Annotated in this window: 19 protein-coding genes; 8 read left to right on the forward strand and 11 right to left on the reverse strand. The window is 48.2% G+C overall.

Features of this window, described 5'->3' with window-relative positions; translation table 11 throughout:
- Window positions 1–60 precede the first annotated feature (60 nt).
- The 5 genes from BP71_RS31750 to BP71_RS31770 all read left to right on the forward strand — a co-directional run bounded on the left by BP71_RS31750 (window position 61) and on the right by BP71_RS31770 (window position 5,212).
- Window positions 61–1,521: a TonB-dependent receptor gene (locus BP71_RS31750; protein ID WP_496385655.1), complete on the forward strand. Its 1,461-nt coding sequence runs from the start codon at window positions 61–63 to the stop codon at window positions 1,519–1,521.
- A gap of 97 nt (window positions 1,522–1,618) precedes the next feature.
- On the forward strand, window positions 1,619–2,941 hold the full coding sequence (locus BP71_RS31755) for an Nramp family divalent metal transporter (protein WP_496385656.1): 1,323 nt from the start codon (window positions 1,619–1,621) through the stop codon (window positions 2,939–2,941).
- 129 nt (window positions 2,942–3,070) lie between these two features.
- Window positions 3,071–4,378 carry a Gfo/Idh/MocA family protein gene (locus BP71_RS31760; RefSeq protein ID WP_496385657.1) on the forward strand — a complete coding sequence of 436 codons (1,308 nt, stop codon included), beginning with the start codon at window positions 3,071–3,073 and terminating at the stop codon, window positions 4,376–4,378.
- 77 nt (window positions 4,379–4,455) lie between these two features.
- On the forward strand, window positions 4,456–4,788 hold the full coding sequence (locus BP71_RS31765) for a type II toxin-antitoxin system HigB family toxin (protein WP_496385658.1): 333 nt from the start codon (window positions 4,456–4,458) through the stop codon (window positions 4,786–4,788).
- Window position 4,789: 1 nt separating this feature from the next.
- Entirely contained in the window at window positions 4,790–5,212 is a 423-nt protein-coding gene (locus BP71_RS31770; RefSeq protein WP_496385659.1) for a helix-turn-helix domain-containing protein, read from the forward strand.
- A gap of 98 nt (window positions 5,213–5,310) precedes the next feature.
- Here the strand turns inward: BP71_RS31770 and accC are convergent, their stop codons facing one another.
- The 9 genes from accC to BP71_RS31815 all read right to left on the reverse strand — a co-directional run bounded on the left by accC (window position 5,311) and on the right by BP71_RS31815 (window position 12,314).
- Window positions 5,311–6,654: an acetyl-CoA carboxylase biotin carboxylase subunit gene (gene accC / locus BP71_RS31775; RefSeq protein WP_496385660.1), complete on the reverse strand. Its 1,344-nt coding sequence runs from the start codon at window positions 6,652–6,654 to the stop codon at window positions 5,311–5,313.
- A 35-nt stretch (window positions 6,655–6,689) separates the two neighbouring features.
- On the reverse strand, window positions 6,690–7,169 hold the full coding sequence (gene accB, locus BP71_RS31780) for an acetyl-CoA carboxylase biotin carboxyl carrier protein (protein ID WP_496385661.1): 480 nt from the start codon (window positions 7,167–7,169) through the stop codon (window positions 6,690–6,692).
- A gap of 92 nt (window positions 7,170–7,261) precedes the next feature.
- A complete protein-coding gene (gene efp, locus BP71_RS31785; RefSeq protein WP_496385663.1) occupies window positions 7,262–7,828 on the reverse strand; it encodes an elongation factor P in 567 nt (188 codons plus the stop codon).
- Between the two features lie 47 nt (window positions 7,829–7,875).
- Window positions 7,876–8,871 carry a beta-ketoacyl-ACP synthase III gene (locus tag BP71_RS31790; RefSeq protein WP_496385664.1) on the reverse strand — a complete coding sequence of 332 codons (996 nt, stop codon included), beginning with the start codon at window positions 8,869–8,871 and terminating at the stop codon, window positions 7,876–7,878.
- 89 nt (window positions 8,872–8,960) lie between these two features.
- Complete coding sequence (gene plsX / locus BP71_RS31795; protein WP_496385665.1) at window positions 8,961–9,899, reverse strand: phosphate acyltransferase PlsX; 939 nt, start codon at window positions 9,897–9,899, stop codon at window positions 8,961–8,963.
- 131 nt (window positions 9,900–10,030) lie between these two features.
- Entirely contained in the window at window positions 10,031–10,225 is a 195-nt protein-coding gene (rpmF, locus tag BP71_RS31800; protein ID WP_015813599.1) for a 50S ribosomal protein L32, read from the reverse strand.
- Between the two features lie 59 nt (window positions 10,226–10,284).
- Window positions 10,285–10,896: a YceD family protein gene (locus BP71_RS31805; RefSeq protein WP_496385771.1), complete on the reverse strand. Its 612-nt coding sequence runs from the start codon at window positions 10,894–10,896 to the stop codon at window positions 10,285–10,287.
- Window positions 10,897–10,929: 33 nt separating this feature from the next.
- The gene (locus BP71_RS31810; RefSeq protein WP_496385666.1) at window positions 10,930–11,562 is read right to left on the reverse strand and encodes an acetyltransferase; all 633 of its coding nucleotides are present in this window, start codon (window positions 11,560–11,562) and stop codon (window positions 10,930–10,932) included.
- Window positions 11,563–11,648: 86 nt separating this feature from the next.
- Window positions 11,649–12,314: a hypothetical protein gene (locus BP71_RS31815; protein ID WP_496385668.1), complete on the reverse strand. Its 666-nt coding sequence runs from the start codon at window positions 12,312–12,314 to the stop codon at window positions 11,649–11,651.
- 107 nt (window positions 12,315–12,421) lie between these two features.
- Between BP71_RS31815 and BP71_RS31820 the strand changes: the two genes are divergently transcribed.
- On the forward strand, window positions 12,422–13,912 hold the full coding sequence (locus BP71_RS31820; protein ID WP_496385669.1) for a M61 family metallopeptidase: 1,491 nt from the start codon (window positions 12,422–12,424) through the stop codon (window positions 13,910–13,912).
- A 6-nt stretch (window positions 13,913–13,918) separates the two neighbouring features.
- Here the strand turns inward: BP71_RS31820 and BP71_RS31825 are convergent, their stop codons facing one another.
- Both BP71_RS31825 and BP71_RS31830 read right to left on the reverse strand, forming a co-directional pair.
- Window positions 13,919–14,824, reverse strand: coding sequence for a TIGR01777 family oxidoreductase (locus tag BP71_RS31825; protein ID WP_496385670.1), 906 nt, complete (start codon window positions 14,822–14,824; stop codon window positions 13,919–13,921).
- A gap of 29 nt (window positions 14,825–14,853) precedes the next feature.
- Window positions 14,854–15,669 carry a lysophospholipid acyltransferase family protein gene (locus BP71_RS31830; RefSeq protein ID WP_496385671.1) on the reverse strand — a complete coding sequence of 272 codons (816 nt, stop codon included), beginning with the start codon at window positions 15,667–15,669 and terminating at the stop codon, window positions 14,854–14,856.
- Window positions 15,670–15,918: 249 nt separating this feature from the next.
- On the opposite strand from BP71_RS31830, the gene BP71_RS31835 reads away from it, so the two are divergent.
- Together BP71_RS31835 and BP71_RS31840 are read left to right on the forward strand one after the other, a co-directional pair.
- Complete coding sequence (locus BP71_RS31835; RefSeq protein WP_496385672.1) at window positions 15,919–17,388, forward strand: M48 family metalloprotease; 1,470 nt, start codon at window positions 15,919–15,921, stop codon at window positions 17,386–17,388.
- Window positions 17,389–17,545: 157 nt separating this feature from the next.
- Window positions 17,546–18,013: a MarR family winged helix-turn-helix transcriptional regulator gene (locus tag BP71_RS31840; RefSeq protein WP_496385673.1), complete on the forward strand. Its 468-nt coding sequence runs from the start codon at window positions 17,546–17,548 to the stop codon at window positions 18,011–18,013.
- Window positions 18,014–18,080 lie beyond the last annotated feature (67 nt).

An 18,080-nucleotide genomic window follows, 5' to 3' on the forward strand; every position in this document is an offset into this window, starting at 1 on the left:
ACAGAACTGTATTTTTCTTATATTTACATGTAAGGCTTTTCATTTTACTAATATACAGTTATGTACGAAAAGAATCTTGGTACAAAACAAAAAGCACTAAGGATCAACCTTGACCGCCGTATTTATGGGTCATTTGCAGAAATCGGCGCGGGGCAGGAAACGGCGGCTTATTTTTTCAAGGCTGGCGGCGCATCCGGAACCATCGCTAAAACCATGTCTGCCTACGACATGACATTCAGCGACGCGATATATGGAACAGAAGAAGGCGGAAGGTATGTAGTGGAATCTCGTCTGATGAAAATGCTAAACAGGGAGTATAACCTGGTGGAAAAGCGTTTGTCGGAAAAGCGGGGTGTCGACAGCACCTTTTTTGCCTTTGCCAATACAGTAGTAGCTCTCAATTTTCAGAAAACAAATGAATCCCATGGCTGGATAGGACTGCAGTTTCAGCTGACCCCGATGGGGCCGACCAACTACGTAGTCATACACGTGCGTATGCGCGATGACGAGAATATCTTGCAGCAGCAGGCACTGGGGATTATTGGGGTGAACCTGATCTATGGTTGCTATTACTACCACAAATCACCGGAAATCCTGCTGATGTCGCTGATGGACGATCTGACCATCGACCGGATCGAGATCGATATGGTACGTTTCAGCGGGCCGGATTTTGCCAAGGTAGACAACCGCCTGATGAGTCTGAGACTGGTGAAAAACGGATTTACGGACGCGGCATTGTTCGGCAGCGATGGTGGTGTGCTGCAGCCTTCGGAAGCGTTGTACAAAAAGCATATCCTCATGATGCGTGGCCGGTTACGCCCCATCACCAACGTACACATCGACCTGATCAGCAATGGCCAGCGGCAATTCCTGGCCGAGCCTGATGTGGATGAATCAAAGGTGGTGCTGATTTCGGAGCTGACGCTGCATAACCTCAAAGCTGGCGACCGTGATATCGATGAGAAAGACTTTCTGGATCGGGTGGATATTCTATGTTCGCTGGGGCATATGGTAATGATTTCGAATCACCATGAATATTACAGGCTGGTGGCTTACCTGTCGCGGCTTACCAAGCTGAAATCAGGATTGCTGCTGGGTAGTCCTAATTTGCAGGATATTTTTGAAGAAAAGCACTATCAGTTTTTACAAGGCGGTATTCTCGAGTCATTCGCCACGCTTTTCAGCCGTAAGGTAAAGCTTTACATTTACCCGACCCTCCAACCGGATGGTTCGGTGTACAGCTGCGAGAATTTCCGGGTTCCCGATCATTTGCGGCCATTGTTCCAATATCTGATCGTGAACGATAAGATCGAGGATATCCGGAATTATAATACCGAGCATATGCACATCACTACCGACCTTGTGTTGGAAATGATCAAGCGAGGGGAGCCGGGTTGGGAGAAGCTCGTTCCGGAAAATGTGGCGCATATGATTAAGGAAAAATCGCTGTTCGGGCTTCCCAGCGAAAATAATTATGTGGATACAGTAAAGCAGATTCACCAGGCTGTGGGGAATCTATAAAGTTTTAAAGCCAGTAAGATACCGGAGCTACGGTACCTTACTGGCTTTAAGGAAGTAAGCGGACGCAAGTCTTAGCTTTTGGATATAAAATCCCCTTATGTCCAAAATTTTAACCCCACCCATCACTTTCTCAGGCAGGCTCCGCTATCTCGGTCCCGGTTTTATTCTTTCCGCGGCCATTGTAGGTTCTGGGGAGCTCATCGCCACTACTGCATTGGGCGCCAGGGCAGGGTTTGTTATGTTCTGGCTGATCATCCTGAGCTGCCTGGTGAAGGTTGCATTACAGCTCGAATTTGGTAAGAATGCGATTTACACAGGCACATTCATTATGCATAATTTCAATAGTCTGCCTGGCCTGAGACTGGGAAAGGCGCACTGGAGTATATGGTTATGGTTGTCTTTGCAGGGGTTGAAACTATTGCAGGTAGGCGGTATCGTAGGTGGGGTTGCTATTGTGCTGAATATGGGATTTCCGGCGATTTCGGTCAATATGTGGGCAATCATTTCAGTGCTTGTCACTTCATTCTGGGTTTATAAGGGTAATTATGGGCCCATCGAAAAAGGATCGCTGGTGATGATCATTCTGTTCACGGTAGTTATCTTGATATCCCTTTTTTCTCTGCAATGGACTTCTTATGCCATCCGCTGGCCGCAAATTGAAACCGGGCTGCAATTTTCCCTTCCCGTCGCATTGGTTGCTACGGCATTCGGCGCCTTCGGGATAACAGGCGTCGGGGGCGATGAGATCATGTATTATAATTACTGGTGTATTGAAAAGGGTTACGCTGCCTATACGGGCCCGAATGACGGTACACCCGAGTGGTCGGAGCGGGCCAAGGGCTGGTTTAACGTCATGTACCTTGATGCAGTACTGTCGATGGTGGTTTATACCATTGTGACGGCTGCCTTTTACCTGCTGGGCGCAGCGGTTTTACACCATGGAGGCGCCGTGCCCGAAGGTTATCAGATGGTGGATGTACTGTCGAGGATTTTCACCGAAACGCTCGGCGACTGGGCCAGGAACCTGTTTTTGGTGGGCGCATTCTTTGTATTATACTCCACGTTGTTTACAGCGACGGCCAGCTGGGCACGCGTGTGGGGTGATGCATTTGGTCAGTTGGGTTGGATGAAATTTGATACTGAAAAGGCCCAGCGGAAATCGATCGGCATTATGTCCTGGGTGTTGCCGGCTATCTGGTGCATTCTTTTTCTCTTCTTTCAGGCGCCGGTGATGATGGTGATCCTGGGCGGGATCGCTACGTCTGTGCTGCTTTTACTGGTTGTCTATATTTCCCTGGTGTTCCGTTACTGGGAACTGCCTGTGTCATTGAAGCCGTCACTGGCATATGACGTGTTTTTCTGGCTGAGCGTATTGTCTATACTCACGGTCAGCGGCTATGGTATTGTTCAAATCATGTAGCCGGATAGTACAAAAGGAAAATTTAGTAGTATTTTTTAAGTAGATCGAATCAGGGACAGACTCTCTGGTGTCGTCTAAGTTGCTGCCAACCAGATTGGTTGCTGATCGGAAATCCTAAATTCTTTCATAATGGACAAACCAAACGAAGTATCGCGAAGAGATTTTATCAGGAACACAACAGGGGCTGCCGTGGCGTTGTCGATCCCTTCCATTATTCCCGCAAGCGCATTCGGTGCAAACGACCGTGTACGCGTAGCGGTGCTGGGGGTGAACGGTCGCGGGCAGAGCCACATTTCGGGCTTCAATAATCTCAGTAACGTGGAAGTGGCCACGCTTTGCGATCCGGACAACAATATACTGCAAAAGCGGGCGCAGGAATTTGAACAGAAGACCGGTAAGAAGATAAAGACCGAAACGGATCTCCGGAAGGTCTACGACGATAAATCGATTGATGTGGTGAGCATTGCCACACCCAATCACTGGCACGCATTGGCGACGATCTGGGCCTGCCAGGCAGGGAAGGACGTGTATGTTGAAAAGCCGGGCTCGCATAACCTCGTCGAAGGGCGCAGGATGATTGAAGCCGCCAATAAATACAAACGCATCGTCCAGCACGGGGTACAGCTGCGTAGCTCGGAAGCATTGAAGGAAGCTGTCAAACATCTTCGTGATGGCCTTATCGGTAACGTGTATATGGCAAGAGGGTTGGTTTACAAATGGAGACCTGATATCGGCGATAAAGGTACCGAACCGGTACCGGCTGGTCTGAACTACGATTTATGGACGGGGCCGGCCGAAATGAAGCCATTCTCCCGCAATTATGTGCATTACGACTGGCATTGGCATTGGAATTACGGCAATGGCGACATCGGGAATCAGGGTATCCATGAAACTGACATGTGTATGTGGGGACTAGGAGTGGAAACCTTCCCGGACAAGATCACATCATCGGGTGGCAAGTTTCTCTGGAATGACGCCAAGGAAACGCCGGAGGTGCTCAGCTCTTCCTACGTTTATACCAAGGAAAAGAAGATCATCGAATTCGAAGTACGTCCCTGGATGACCAATGATGAAGGTGGCGTGGGGATCGGGAATATCTTCTATGGTAGCGAAGGGTATATGGTTGTAAAGGGCTACGACTACTACGAGACTTTCCTGGGTAAGGATAAAAAAGCCGGTCCCTCACGCAAAGCAGGAGGTGATCATTTCAAAAATTTCATCGATGCGGTGATCGCAAAAGATCCCAAGCTGCTGAATGGACCGGTGGAAACGGCGCATTTGTCTTCGGGGCTGGCGCACTTGGGAAATATTGCTTACCGCGTTGGTCGCGCGCTGACATTTGATAGTAAGACGGAGAAATTTGTGGGGGATGATGATGCCAACAAGCTGCTGACGAGGAAGTATCGGTCGCCCTACGCGCTGCCGCAAGTGGTGTAAGGCTGGATCAGGAGCTCGAAATATTGTCAACGGAAAAGTTCTCATAAAGAGAACTTTTCTTATATTCACACACTTTAATGAAAGTACATCTGATTAGAAAAGAGAGCATTGAAGGTTTTATTCTCGATCATGCCAGGAGTAAGTCATCGTTTGAGGGTTGGCTCAAAAAGCTAAAGGGTGCAGATTGGCGATCTCCGGAAGATATCCGAGAGAATTACCAGACAGTCGATTTTCTGGGCAACGGATGTCCGAGAGTGGTGTTCGATATTGGCGGGAATAATTACCGTATGATTTGTAAGTATGTATTTGGAGCAAGCTACGTCCGTTTATACGTAAGTTGGATTGGAACTCATGCTGAATACACACATTTATGCAGGCGCGGACTGCAATATTCAATTAACCAATTTTAGCATGGGAGATCTAAAATATAAGGTCATTAAGACCCAAGAACAGTACTATGAGTACTGTCGGGAGCTAGAAAGATTGGATGATTCAGGAGAGGCCGAAGGTAAATATCAGGACGAAGCGGAGCTTCTGATGGTCCTGATCGAAGCTTATGACAGCGAACACAGCACTCTAACGGATTACGATCCCGTAGAAATGCTGCAATCACTCATGGCCGATCATAAGATGAAGGCCAAAGACCTGGCCGAGCTGCTGAATGTCAGCAAAAGTTATGTTTCGGAGATACTGCATTATAAAAAAGGAATGTCCAAGGAAGTGATCCGTAAACTTGCCGAGCGTTTTGCAATGAGGCAAGAGGCATTTAACAGGCCTTACAAGCTGATATCGGATTATCCCGTAATGCCAGAAGAGGAAACAATTTTAGAATAAGTGCCAATTAAACCACTATCAGAACATCACACGTCCCCAAACAAAAAGCGTTCGGCAGGAATCTGCCGAACGCTTTTTGTTTATCCATTGCGGCGCTGTTAAAGCGTCGTAAAATCAAATGATTCCAAATATTTGGTAGTGAAATTACCGGATTTGAAACCGGGATCATCCATGAGCTTGATATGGAATGGGATCGTCGTTTTGATACCTTCAATCACGAATTCCTGCAAGGCACGTTTCATCCGGGTAAGCACCTCCTCGCGTGACTGCCCGCTTACGATCAGCTTGGCGATCATGGAGTCGTAGTTTGGCGGGATAGTGTAGCCACTATACACGTGGCTGTCGATCCGCACGCCATGTCCGCCGGGGAAATGCAGGTTGGTGATTTTTCCTGGTGCAGGACGAAAACCGTTCGCAGGGTCTTCCGCATTGATCCGACATTCCATTGCGAAAAGCTTTGGCGTATAATTTACTCCGGAGATGGGTTCCCCCGCAGCTACCTTGATTTGCTCCTTAATAAGGTCAAAATCAGTAACTTCTTCGGTGATCGGGTGCTCTACCTGGATGCGGGTATTCATTTCCATGAAGTAGAAATCACCATGCTTGTCGACCAGGAATTCGATGGTACCTGCACCTTCGTATCCGATCGCCTGAGCGCCTTTGATGGCCGCCGCTCCCATTTTCTCACGCAATTCGGGGGTGATAATAGGGGATGGCGTTTCTTCTACCAGCTTCTGGTGACGACGCTGGATGGAGCAGTCGCGCTCCGAAAGGTGGCAAACCTTACCAAATTGGTCACCGATGATCTGGATTTCAATATGGCGGGGTTCTTCTACGAATTTTTCGAGGTATAAACCGTCATTTCCAAAAGCAGCAGCGGATTCCGTACGGGCGTCTGTCCATGCTTTTTCGAATTCATCCGGCTTGTTGATGATCCGCATTCCGCGTCCACCACCACCGGCAGTTGCCTTGACGATCACTGGATAACCTATTCCTTCCGCGAGCTGTTTGCCTTGCTCAACGGATTCGAGCAGGCCTTCCGAACCGGGAACGACGGGCACACCGGCTTTGATCATCGTTGCTTTCGCCGTCGCCTTGTCGCCCATCCCGTTGATCTGGGCGGCGGTGGCTCCGATGAATTTAATGCCGTAATCGGCACAGATCTGCGAAAATTCCGCATTTTCGGACAAGAACCCGTAACCCGGGTGGATCGCATCCGCGCCGGTTACTTCTGCCGCTGAAATAATATTCTGAATGCTTAGATAGGATTGTCTGCTGGGCGGGGGGCCGATACAAACGGCCTCGTCCGCAAACCGTACGTGAAGGCTGTCGCGGTCGGCTGTCGAATATACGGCGACAGTCTTAATGCCCATTTCGCGACACGTCCTGATCACCCGCAGGGCAATTTCTCCCCGGTTAGCAATGAGTATCTTTTTAAACATGAAATTCAATTGAGTTTGAGAGACCTTTCATTGCCTTATGCAGGCTCAACCAGGAATAATGGTTGGTCAAATTCAACCGGAGTAGCATTTTCAACCAGGATTTTGACGATTTTTCCTGACACTTCCGATTCAATTTCGTTGAATAGTTTCATCGCCTCGATCACACAAACTACTTTACCGGGTTTGATCTCGTCGCCTATATTGGCAAATGCAGGCGTTTCAGGGCTTGATGCGCGGTAGAATGTACCGATCATCGGAGATTTAATGGTAATGAGGTTCGAAGAAGCCGATTCTTTGGAAACCGCGGGCTCGGCGGGTACGGCTGATGCAGCAGGTGCTGCGGCAGTCGTAGGGGCCAACGCAGGTGCTGCCACAGGGGCGGAGGTGTAGGACACTACTGGTGCGGTACCGTAGCGTTTCACCTTGATTTTCAGATCTGCCGTTTCAATATTCACCTCATCTAGTCCCGATTGGGCAATGAAGTCAATCAGTTTTTGGATTTCTTTGGTTTCCATTTAGTCAAATTTAAACTGTGGAGACTGGATCATTGAAGGCTTAGTAATAAGCGCCGGGGTAGATCCATTTACCGCCCACAGAAAACAATTAATTATGATTTTACTCTTTCTACGTAATCGTAAGTGCGCGTGTCCACTTTGATCTTCTGGCCTTCTTCGATAAACAAAGGAACCATGATCCGGGCACCGGTTTCTACTTCGATCGCCTTTTTGGGAGAGTTGGCGGTATCGCCTTTCAGGCCTGGTTCGGAGTAAGTAACGACCAGTTCAACAAATGGGGGCAACTCGCAAAGCAGCGCGGCATCTGTTTCAGTATTGATCAGGATTTCCACTTCCTGGCCTTCTTTCATCAGGTCAGCATTGGTCACCAGTTTTGAATCGATCAAGACCTGATCGAACGTTTCCGAGTTCATGAAGTTGAAGCCGACTTCGTCCTTATATAGAAATTGGAATTTATGTCTTTCAACGCGCACCGGTGTAATACCTGCTCCGGAAGAAAAGGTATTGTCCAGCACTTTGCCGGAAGTAAGGCTTTTCAGTTTGGTGCGTACGAAGGCGTTTCCTTTGCCGGGTTTAACATGTTGGAATTCAATCACCTGAAAAAGATCGTGGTTGAAATTGATTACCAGTCCGTTACGCAAATCTGCAGTAGTTGCCATTTTTATTCTAATGAATTGTATGATAATGCTTTAATGAAAATCACATGCTACGCATTGTAGCCCCATTTCAGGTACATTGCACCCCAGGTGAAGCCTCCGCCGAATGCGGCCAGTATCAGATTGTCGCCTTTCTTAAGTTGTGATTCATAATCCCACAGGCAAAGCGGGATTGTCGCCGCTGTGGTATTTCCGTATTTGTGTATGTTCATCATTACCTTGTCCATCCCAACGCCCATCCGGTTGGCGGTCGCCTCGATAATCCGGCGGTTGGCCTGGTGCGGTACAAGCCAGGCTACGTTACCGCTGTTCAGGCCGTTGCGTTCCATGATATCGGCTGCAATGTCGGCCATGTTAGTTACGGCAAACTTGAAAACCTGGGCACCGTCCTGATATACGTAATGCAGCCTGTTGTCGATGGTCTCGTGGGTGGGTGGGTAGCGGCTTCCTCCCGCTTTCTGGTTGAGGTAGGGATAACCTGCTCCATCCGATTTAATGATCGAATCCAGGATACCATTGCCTTCAGCGTCCGGTTCCAGCAATACTGCGCCGGCCCCGTCTCCAAAAAGGATGCAGGTCTTGCGATCGGTATAGTCGACGATCGCGGACATCTTGTCGGATCCTACGATAATGATCTTTTTATATTTTCCGGTCTCGATAAACTGTGAGCCGAGTGTCAGTGCATAGATAAAACCCGAGCATGCGGCCTGGATATCGAAGCTACCGACATTCCGGATGCCGACCATATCGCAAATGAGATTGGCGGTGCAGGGGAAAACATAATCAGGTGTAGTAGTGGCGCAGATCAGCAGATCGATTTCATCAGGGCGTGTATTGGTTTTGGCCAGCAATCCCTTTACCGCTTCTGCACCCATATGTGAACTTCCTAAACCTTCGCCTTTCAGAATACGCCTTTCTTTGATGCCTGTGCGGCTCACGATCCATTCGTCGTTTGTCGCAACCATTGTTTCCAACTCTGCATTAGTCAAAACATAATCAGGCACATAACCTTGTATCCCTGTTATAGAGGCTTTTATTTGGGTCATGATAAATTAACTATTCAAAATCCGAATAGATTTAGTAAAAAAGGACAGTTTCAGTTTTTTCATAGTCATGTGGTTGTCAGCATTCGTCATTAGTTCAATGCCTGGGCAATATGCACATAAGCCTTGGATTTGACCTGCTTATAGGCCCAGCCCACCATATTTTTGATGGCCAGCGGCGTTGAGACGCCGTGAGCGATCATCACATTTCCATTCACCCCGATAATGGGACTGCCTCCGATGGATTCGTAGTTTGTCTGGTCGATAAAATCGTCCTGGAAACCTCTTTTCCGGGAGATTTCATACAATGACTCTCCCAGTTTAAACAAAATATTACCAGTAAAGCCGTCGGTGACGATCACGTCTGCCTTATTGGTGAAGAGATCCTTCCCCTCGATATTTCCGATAAAGTTAATGCGTTTGTTTTGTTTCAGAAGGGGGTAGGTCGCCTGGGAAGTAAGGGAGCCTTTTTGCTCTTCTTCGCCGATGTTCATCAATGCGACCCGCGGCTTTTCGATCTGAAAAGTATATTGGGCAAAAAGGGAGCCGATCTCGCCGAACTGGGATAATACTTCCGGCTTGCAGTCGGCATTGGCGCCGATATCCAGCATAATGGCATATCCACCTCCTACCTGCGGAACGAATCCGGCAATGGCGGGCCTGAGGATACCTTCTATTGCCTTAATGCTGAAAAGGGCACCTACGTGCATTGCACCCGTGTTTCCTGCACTGCAAAATATGTCTACCTCTTTTTCTTTCAGAAGTTTGAAACCCACTCCGATGCTGGAATTGGGTTTTTGAGAAAGGGCTTTGGTAGGATGTTCCCCCATCTCAATAACATCTTCTGCGTGAACGACGTCAACATTGGTAGGCTTGAAATTGTGCTGGTTGAAGATGTCCCAGATCACATTTTCACGGCCAATTAAAACGATTCTCGCCTCGGATGGTAGCTCAGAAGAGGCTTGGATGACCCCCTCAACAATTGCTTGCGGAGCTAAATCTCCCCCCATAGCATCTACCGCAATTTTCATTTACACGCTGTTATTTTGACAAATAAGTTAGAAACCGAAGGTGTAAATTTAGCAGATGTGCCGCAGTAAAAAAGAATTTCGCAACAACTTTTATAGGGCTGCTGCGAAATTGAATTGCTCATCGACTGAAACTAAACCGTTTTAGTATAGTTTTCAACTACTACCTTTCCTCTGTAAACCAGATTGCCTTCGTGTACGTGTGCACGGTGCAATTGGTGGATCTCTCCGGTTGTAGCGTCAGTTCCCAACTGCTTTCCGGTAAGGAAGTCGTGCGCTCTGCGTGAATCGCGACGGGTGCTGGAATGTCTCCGCTTAGGATGTGCCATGATATTTTCTGTCTATTGTTTACGATGTATATCCATCGGCTGACGCCTATGGTTGGTTATTATTTTTTCAATTTTTTGAGTGCCTCCCAGCGGGGGTCCACTTTTTCCTCATCCTCCCTTTCGTCTCCTTCCACCGTTTCTGCCCCGGAAGTATACACTAAAGTTCCTTCCTCCTCATCATCTTCGAGGTCAAGATCGTCTTCCCCGGTGCGGAGGCTCGGGTGAAGCTTTTTGACAGGCAGCGACAGCGCGATAAAATCGAAAACATAGCGCGCTACGTTGACCCTGTTGGTGTTACGGTTGATGATCTCGATCTCTTCCGTGAGTTCTTCATTGTGATCGCCGAACTTTAATATAATGCGTTCATCGGAATCGATCGGTTCTTCGAAAGGTTCCAGGCTGCGGTCACAGGTCAGCGTTACACTTCCTTTTGTCTGAAAACGCAGCTGGATCATGGTAGCCGATTTGTTCAGAACAACATGTGTTTTGAAATGGCCATGCTCGATCAGATCCTGCTCCATTTCCTCAAAAAAAGCATCGCCGGATTCCATATCATAGTCATACTGTTTGTCTTCCAAACCGTAAATGTCTATGTTGTATTTACTTAGCTCTTTCACTTTTTCTGTCAAAAGGAGTGCAAAGGTAATGTCTTTCAGTTTAATAAAAAATATATGGAGGGGAATTTTTCCCTGCCAGCTTGAAGATCAGATCTTTCGTGCGGGGTTCCCGAAATAGGTGGCCCCGGCAGGTACATTCTCAACTACCACGGATCCCGCGCCGATACGGGCATTTTTGCCTATCTCAATACCTGCTACGATCACCGCACCTGATCCGATGAAGACACCATCACCCAGCTTCACGCGATCATTAATGACCGCGCCCGCGCCGATCGTCACAAAATCACCCACGCGTACCGAGGTGTCCACAATAGCGCCCGTCTGTATCAGGCAATGATGACCTATCACCGACTGTGCGCCGATGGTAGCCCGGGCGCCAATCAGGTTGCCATGACCGACGGCGGCGATTCCGGAAATGATCGCACTGTCGTGGACGGCATTTACAGGCATACTTTTGTATTCTTCATTTAATGTTTCCACCAGCCGTTCCCGCACCGAACGCTCGCCGATGGCAATGAATGCCTCGCATTTTGTACCGAGGATGCTGAGAAAGCCGGTGTCATCGGTATTGCCGAGTACACTCACCTCTCCAAACTCTTTGCCGTGAAGTTCCTGATGATCGTCCAACAGGCCGTATACAAGAACATTGTTTCTTCTGAATATGTCGAGTGCCTGCATTCCGAGATCTCCGGCACCGAAAATTAATACGGGGTTTTCCATAATTGATATTGATACTGAACAAGAAGTCTTCATCCAAAAGTTAAGTTCAGATGAAGACTTAAAAAATAGAATCGGTAACGCCGGGGTTACAGGAATGTTACTCTGAAAACAAACGGCGTGCCGTAAGGTGACAGGTTTTGACCACTGTACTTGTCGATCTGGCTGTCGTAGCTCAGATTATATAATGCCGTAAGGTGTACGGCCTTGATGAAGCGCCCGCCGATCGGTTGCGAATAGGCTGCCCCCAGCATAGGCGAACCCAGCCATTGCCGTTTTTGATACGATCCCTCCACGTTTAATGCCTCGAACTCACCAATGATGTTGACAACTGGGATCACATTGTACATCAGGAAAGCGCGCCCGCCATAGTAAGCCGTATTGATGTCATAATATTTATAGCGGAAATACATAATAGTGGCACCGACGCCGCCGACGAGCTTTTCGGCCAGTTCATAACCGGCCATCGGCGACAGATTGATATTGGTAACCGATCCAAGGCTAAGACCAAAACTGCCCCCGAGGCGAACCCGGTCTATGAAAGGCTTATCCTTAAAATCTTCCAGTTTCTTCTTTTCGGCCAGGACAGGTTTTGTATTGTTACTTTTTTCTTCAACAGGAGGTAGTTCCTTCCTTTCCGGCTTTTCTTTACGCAAGGAGTCGGGTCGATAATACTCATCATTTTGGGCTAATAAGGATGGACTGATCAAAACTGCCAGTATGAATACCACTGGCAGGAGGATTTTGCTTTTCATCTTAAAATCGTTTATTTTATAATATTGTAACTGGTAACGTAGGACTCCCTGATTTTGGTCTGTTCCAAACTGCGTTCCCGCTCCTCTTAACACCACGCGTTTCGTCTATGCATTATTACATTTCGGTACCTGACCCGCAATCCCGTTTTCTTGATATCACTTACACTATTTCGGACATCAGCAGCGAACATATCGAAATTCAGCTGCCAGCGTGGCGGCCCGGACGATACGAAATTCAAAACTTCGCCAAAAATATTCAATTTATTGAAGCGAACTCAGCCGCTGGTCACAAACTACCTATTCGTAAGGTAACGAAAGACCGCTGGCAGGTTGGAACTGCGGGTGAAAATGAGGTAAGGGTACATTATACTTATTATGCAGCCATTCAAAATGCAGGCAGTAGTTATGTGGACGAGGAATTGTGGTATCTGAACTTTATCAACTTCTGTATGTATACGGAAGAGCGCATTTCTGAGCCGTATGAGGTAGAACTGGATTTACCGGAGCGTTACCAGATCGCCTGCGGGTTACCAGCTGCGGGACCCAATGCATTATGGGCGAGGGATTTTTACCAACTGGTGGACAGTCCGATGCTGGCTTCGGAAAGTTTGCAGAAATGCGAGTACGATGTTCGTGGTGTGCAGTTCAAGATCTGGATGCACGGTAATCTGAAACCGAATTGGCGACGGATCGAGCGGGACTTCAGAAGGTTCTCGAGAGAACAGATCGCCATGATGCAGGAATTTCCCGAAACAGACTACCATTTCCTGAACCTGATCCTGCCTACTGCATTTTACCACGGCGTGGAGCACCAGAACTCGACGATGATCGTACTCGGGCCGGATGATGAAGGCGAAGGCTTGTACTCGGATTTGCTGGGTGTGAGCTCGCACGAGCTGTTTCATGCCTGGAACATCATCAGAATCCGACCGGCAGAGTTGCTGCCTTATGACTTCACGAGAGAAAACTACTTCCGGACTTGTTTCGTAGCCGAGGGCTGTACTACTTATTATGGCGACCTTTTCCTGAGAAGAGGGGGCGTTTTCAGTGAAGAAACCTATGTAAAGGAATTGCAGGTATATATGAAGCGGCATTTTGAAAGCAGCGCGCATGCTGCCCAATCTCTCGCAGATTCCTCATTCGACCTTTGGCTGGATGGTTACGAAAAAGGCATCCCGAACCGCAAAGTCTCTGTGTACCACAAAGGCGCATTGGTAGCATTGATCCTTGACCTCTACTTAAGGAAGAAAACCAACCATGCCCAATCGCTGGACGATGTAATGCGACTGCTTTGGGTTCGGTTCGGAAAGCCATTTATAGGTTACACGCTCGAAGATTATATCGGCATTGTAGAGGAGGTAGCCGGCGAGTCGCTGGGCTGGTACTGGCAGGAGTGTATTTTCAGTGCGGAACCTTTGGAAAATCGCCTGAACGATGCCCTGGCTTTTGTAGGAATGCAGATGTCGGTATTCAGCAATGGTAATGTGCAGCTCAACGTGCTCGATGATTTCAAAGCCAAAATACAGCGCGACAAATGGCTCAGTACCGTTCAGGTACTGACTATTGCTGAAGAGGAACTGGAAGATGAGGAGGAATGACAGGCCCTAGCCTAGTTCCGCGTTCAATGCACGCATCAAATCGTTGTAACGGTATTGGAAATCCGTTTCCTTTTCAATCCTTTCGTTGATGACGTAGTTGCCACCCAGCACTATGTTTGCCAGGTCGCCGAGTGCCCATTTCAATGCAAACGAAGGAACATTAGGAAGCCATTGCGGGCGATGCAATGTTTCGCATATTTTTTTGGTGAGGTCTTCATTGGTTACAGGCTGCGCGGCGACGGCATTGTAAACTCCCCGCCAGCTTTCCTTTTCAAGTGCATCGATATACATCCTGCAAAGATCGTCGATGTGGATCCAGGATATCCATTGTTTTCCTGAGCCCAGGGGAGCCCCTAGACCGAAACGTGCAGGTAATGCCATTTTGGGAATGGCTCCGCCCGCTTCGCTAATGACAATACCTGTGCGGAGCTTTACCGTCCTTATCCCGAGTTGCGCGATTTCGTCCGCTGCTTTCTCCCATTCAATTGTGACATGGGAGAGGAAGTCATGACCGGGCGGGGATTTTTCGGTATTTCTTGCCTCCCCGGAATCTTCACCATAATAGCTGATGCCGGATGCTGATACAAATGCAGCCGGGCGGATTTGCAATTCGGAAAGCTTCCGGGCAATGAGACGGATCGATTCTGTACGGCTGTTGAGAATAACATTCTTCCGTTTTGCCGTCCAGCGACCTTCAGAAACATTGGCACCTGCCAAATGGATCAGAAAGTGGATGTCGTCCAGAGCACCGTCTGCTATGTAACCCTTTTGAATATCCCATTCAAACACGGAAGGAATATCGGCCTTTTTTCGGCTCAGAAAGGTCACCTCATAGCCCTTTTCGAGCAGCATTTCGGTCAGGTGTTTCCCGATCAGACCGGTTCCGCCGGTGATCAATACCTTTTTTTTCATAAAGAGATGTTTGAAAAAAGCATACCATGCTAGATTTCCGGCTGGAAGGAGCCATCGCGGGGTGCTTCCTGCTCAATGGCCTGCGTTACACGTGCGATCATGCTCTCCACAGACTCGCCGGGCTCGAAATGCATGGGTGGTTTGAAATGCACGGTGAGCTTGGTGTTACGTTTTTTGAAACGGAGTCCTTTCTTGTCAAATGCCCGCCTGAAACCGTTGATAACGACCGGGATTACAATAGGGCGTTGGTCGTTGATCAGATGTGCAGTGCCCTTGCGTACAGGGGCATACGGTTTGGTGGTTCCCTGAGGAAAACTAACCACCCAGCCGTGTTGAAGACCGATCCCGATGCGGTCCTGTGCCGAAGTGTCCAACTGTCGTTTCACATCCTCTCCATTGGCGCGCCATGAACGCTCGATGGTGATAGCACCACCCATGCTAAACAATTTGGGTAAAAATCCACCTTTCATCGTTTCGGCTGCTGCTACATAATAGCATCTCGCACGGGGAGAAAAAAGATAGAAGGGGGGGGAAATTGTATCCTTATAGCCCCATTTGACAGCACAGAAAATATGGAAGAATGCGATAACGTCAGCGAAATAAGTTTGGTGGTTGGAAAGGAAAAGCACGCCGTGATCGGGAAGTTCTATCAGGTTTTCGGTACCGGTAATGCGGATCTTATTGACGGCAGTATATCGGTAGTAGGTAAACCAACCCAGAATAAAAATAAGCAGTCGTTTGATAACCAGATAATTGCCGAAAGGGTCTTTCTCGAAGATACCCAGAAAGTCAAGTCGGGCCAGCCAGGAAGGAAGTGCGCTGTATGTGGTCTTTTTAGAAGTCATAGTGCTGTAAAGAATGCGGCATACTTCGGGTTTAGGTCTGTTAGTAAGAGAAAGTTTTGTTCCTGTGCTTTCGGATCAAAATGTAATTTAGATGAATGAAAAGGCAAAGTAAAATATATTTTTGCCCCAGCCGCGTGCCGGCAACCGAAGACCGTCCGTTGATGTCACGAATTGGCATGATTCTTTCGTAAATTCATTACAAAGTTTAATTTTGACCAACTCCTTCATTTTAGTCATTTTTCAAAGTTTATGGAAATGAAATACTCATTCCGCATGCTGGCCGGACTTCTGGCGGCAGGTGTGCTGGCAGGTTGTTCTAAAAATCCGGTGACGGGCAAAAAAGAGATCATCTTTATGTCGCAAGAGAAAGAGATCGCGCTCGGGGCCGAATCGCACCCGTCTATCGTAGCCACAATGGGCATTTACGACGATAAGAACCTGCAATCCTTCATCAACGAAAAGGGCATGGCCATGGCGAAAATCTCGCACCGGCCCGACTTGCCGTACAAATTCTTTATCGTGGACTCGCCGGTAGTCAACGCATTTGCCGTGCCTGGCGGTTACGTATACTTTACACGGGGGATTATGGCGCATTTTAATAATGAAGCCGAATTCGCCGGAGTATTGGGCCACGAGATCGGGCACGTAACGGCCCGTCACTCGGCGCGCCAGCAAACTTCGCAGATACTGGGCCAGGTAGGTTTGGCAGCTGGGATGGTGCTTTCCCCGCAGGTGCGCGCGATGGGGGAGGAGGCGCAGCAGGCATTAGGATTGCTCTTTTTGAGTTACAGCCGCGACCATGAAACCGAATCCGACAAAATCGGGGTAGAATATTCCAGCAAGATCGGTTACGATGCCAAAGAGATGGCCGATTTTTTTGGTACGCTGAAGAGGATCAGTGAAAAAGCCGGGCAGTCGATCCCGACATTCCAGTCGACCCACCCCGACCCAGGCGATCGTATGACGAAGGTTGGTAAACTGGCAACACAATATCAGACGGAGCATCCGGGCAAATACAATGTCAACCGGGATGCTTATCTGCGAAAAATAGATGGTGTAATATATGGTAACGATCCGCAGCAGGGCTTTGTGGAAAACAATCAGTTTTACCACCCCTCGCTGAAATTCCAATTCCCGGTACCGAGCGGCTGGCAGTATGAAAACTCGCCTGTACAGTTCCAGATGGCCGCCAAGGACGGTAAGTCGATGATGTTATTCACATTGGCGCAAGGTAAATCGCTGGACGAAGCAGCGCAGGCGGTGGTCAAAAACTATAATTTGAAGGTGCTTGAAAACGACAAGACGACCATTAATGGGAATCAGGCTCTGGTAATGGTGTCACAGCAAGTGGAACAGGGAGCAAATGGCCAAGCTGCTGCCGCGACAGCCAATACCATTCAGGTTGGGACCTGGCTGATCCAGTACGGGGGCAACATTTATGCGATCCATGGCGTGGCGGCTGCTGCTAACTTTGCAGCCAATGCAAGCCAGTTCCGGTCCGTAGCGCAGGGTTTCAAGTCGGTTTCCGACCCCAATATCCTCAATCGCCAGCCGGAACGAATTCGCATTAAAACCGCGCAACGGGAAGCGACATTAAGAGATGTGCTGAAAGACAACAATCAGCCCGACGGTAAACTTGACGAGCTTGCGATTATCAACGGCATGGCATTGACCGACAGGGTGGCGAAAGGAATGCTTTTCAAGACGCTCGGGAAGTAACGGCACTTCGAAAAATAGGAGAGCGGCGGCGTCAAACGATGTCGCCGCTCTTTTTGTTAGCCGTTCATCCCTGGCATTTCACCATTAATCCAGAGATCAAAAACTTTTTCACCTGAAATTTGGTTGACATATCAACACAATTTACCTTTGTACCATCATGAACACAAACATAGATAACTGGCAGAACCTTCGGGAGGAATTGAAGAACTCCTTACAATTCAAACTGGGGGCTGTCACGAAAACCGTTTTTAAGAAAATGAATGCCGAACTGGTCAACGAGGGCATCCCCGTGTTGGCCGAGCAGCTTCCGATCTTAATGGTTGTATATTTCCAGGAACAGGCACGCACGCAGCAGGACATTGCGAATATTTTACAGAAAGATAAAGCAGGTATCCAGCGTTCTGTGCAGACATTGCATAAGGATGGCTTCCTGAAAATCGAAAGTGATATGGAGGACAAAAGAAAGAACCTTATTTCACTTACGCCGAGCGGAAAGTTTGTTTGCGAGCGCATTCAGTCGCTGGCGATCGCTTTTAATAACCAGATTATGGAGCAGTTTTCAGAACAGGAATGGTCGACTTTCCTGGGATATCTGGACCGCGTCGTTAAAATAGTCGACAAATAAATTTTTTTATATAGATAGTTGATATATCACCAGTAGAGCCGTCAACTATCTACCATTAGCCACAAAT

It is taken from the genome of Dyadobacter ginsengisoli DSM 21015 (assembly GCF_059568735.1).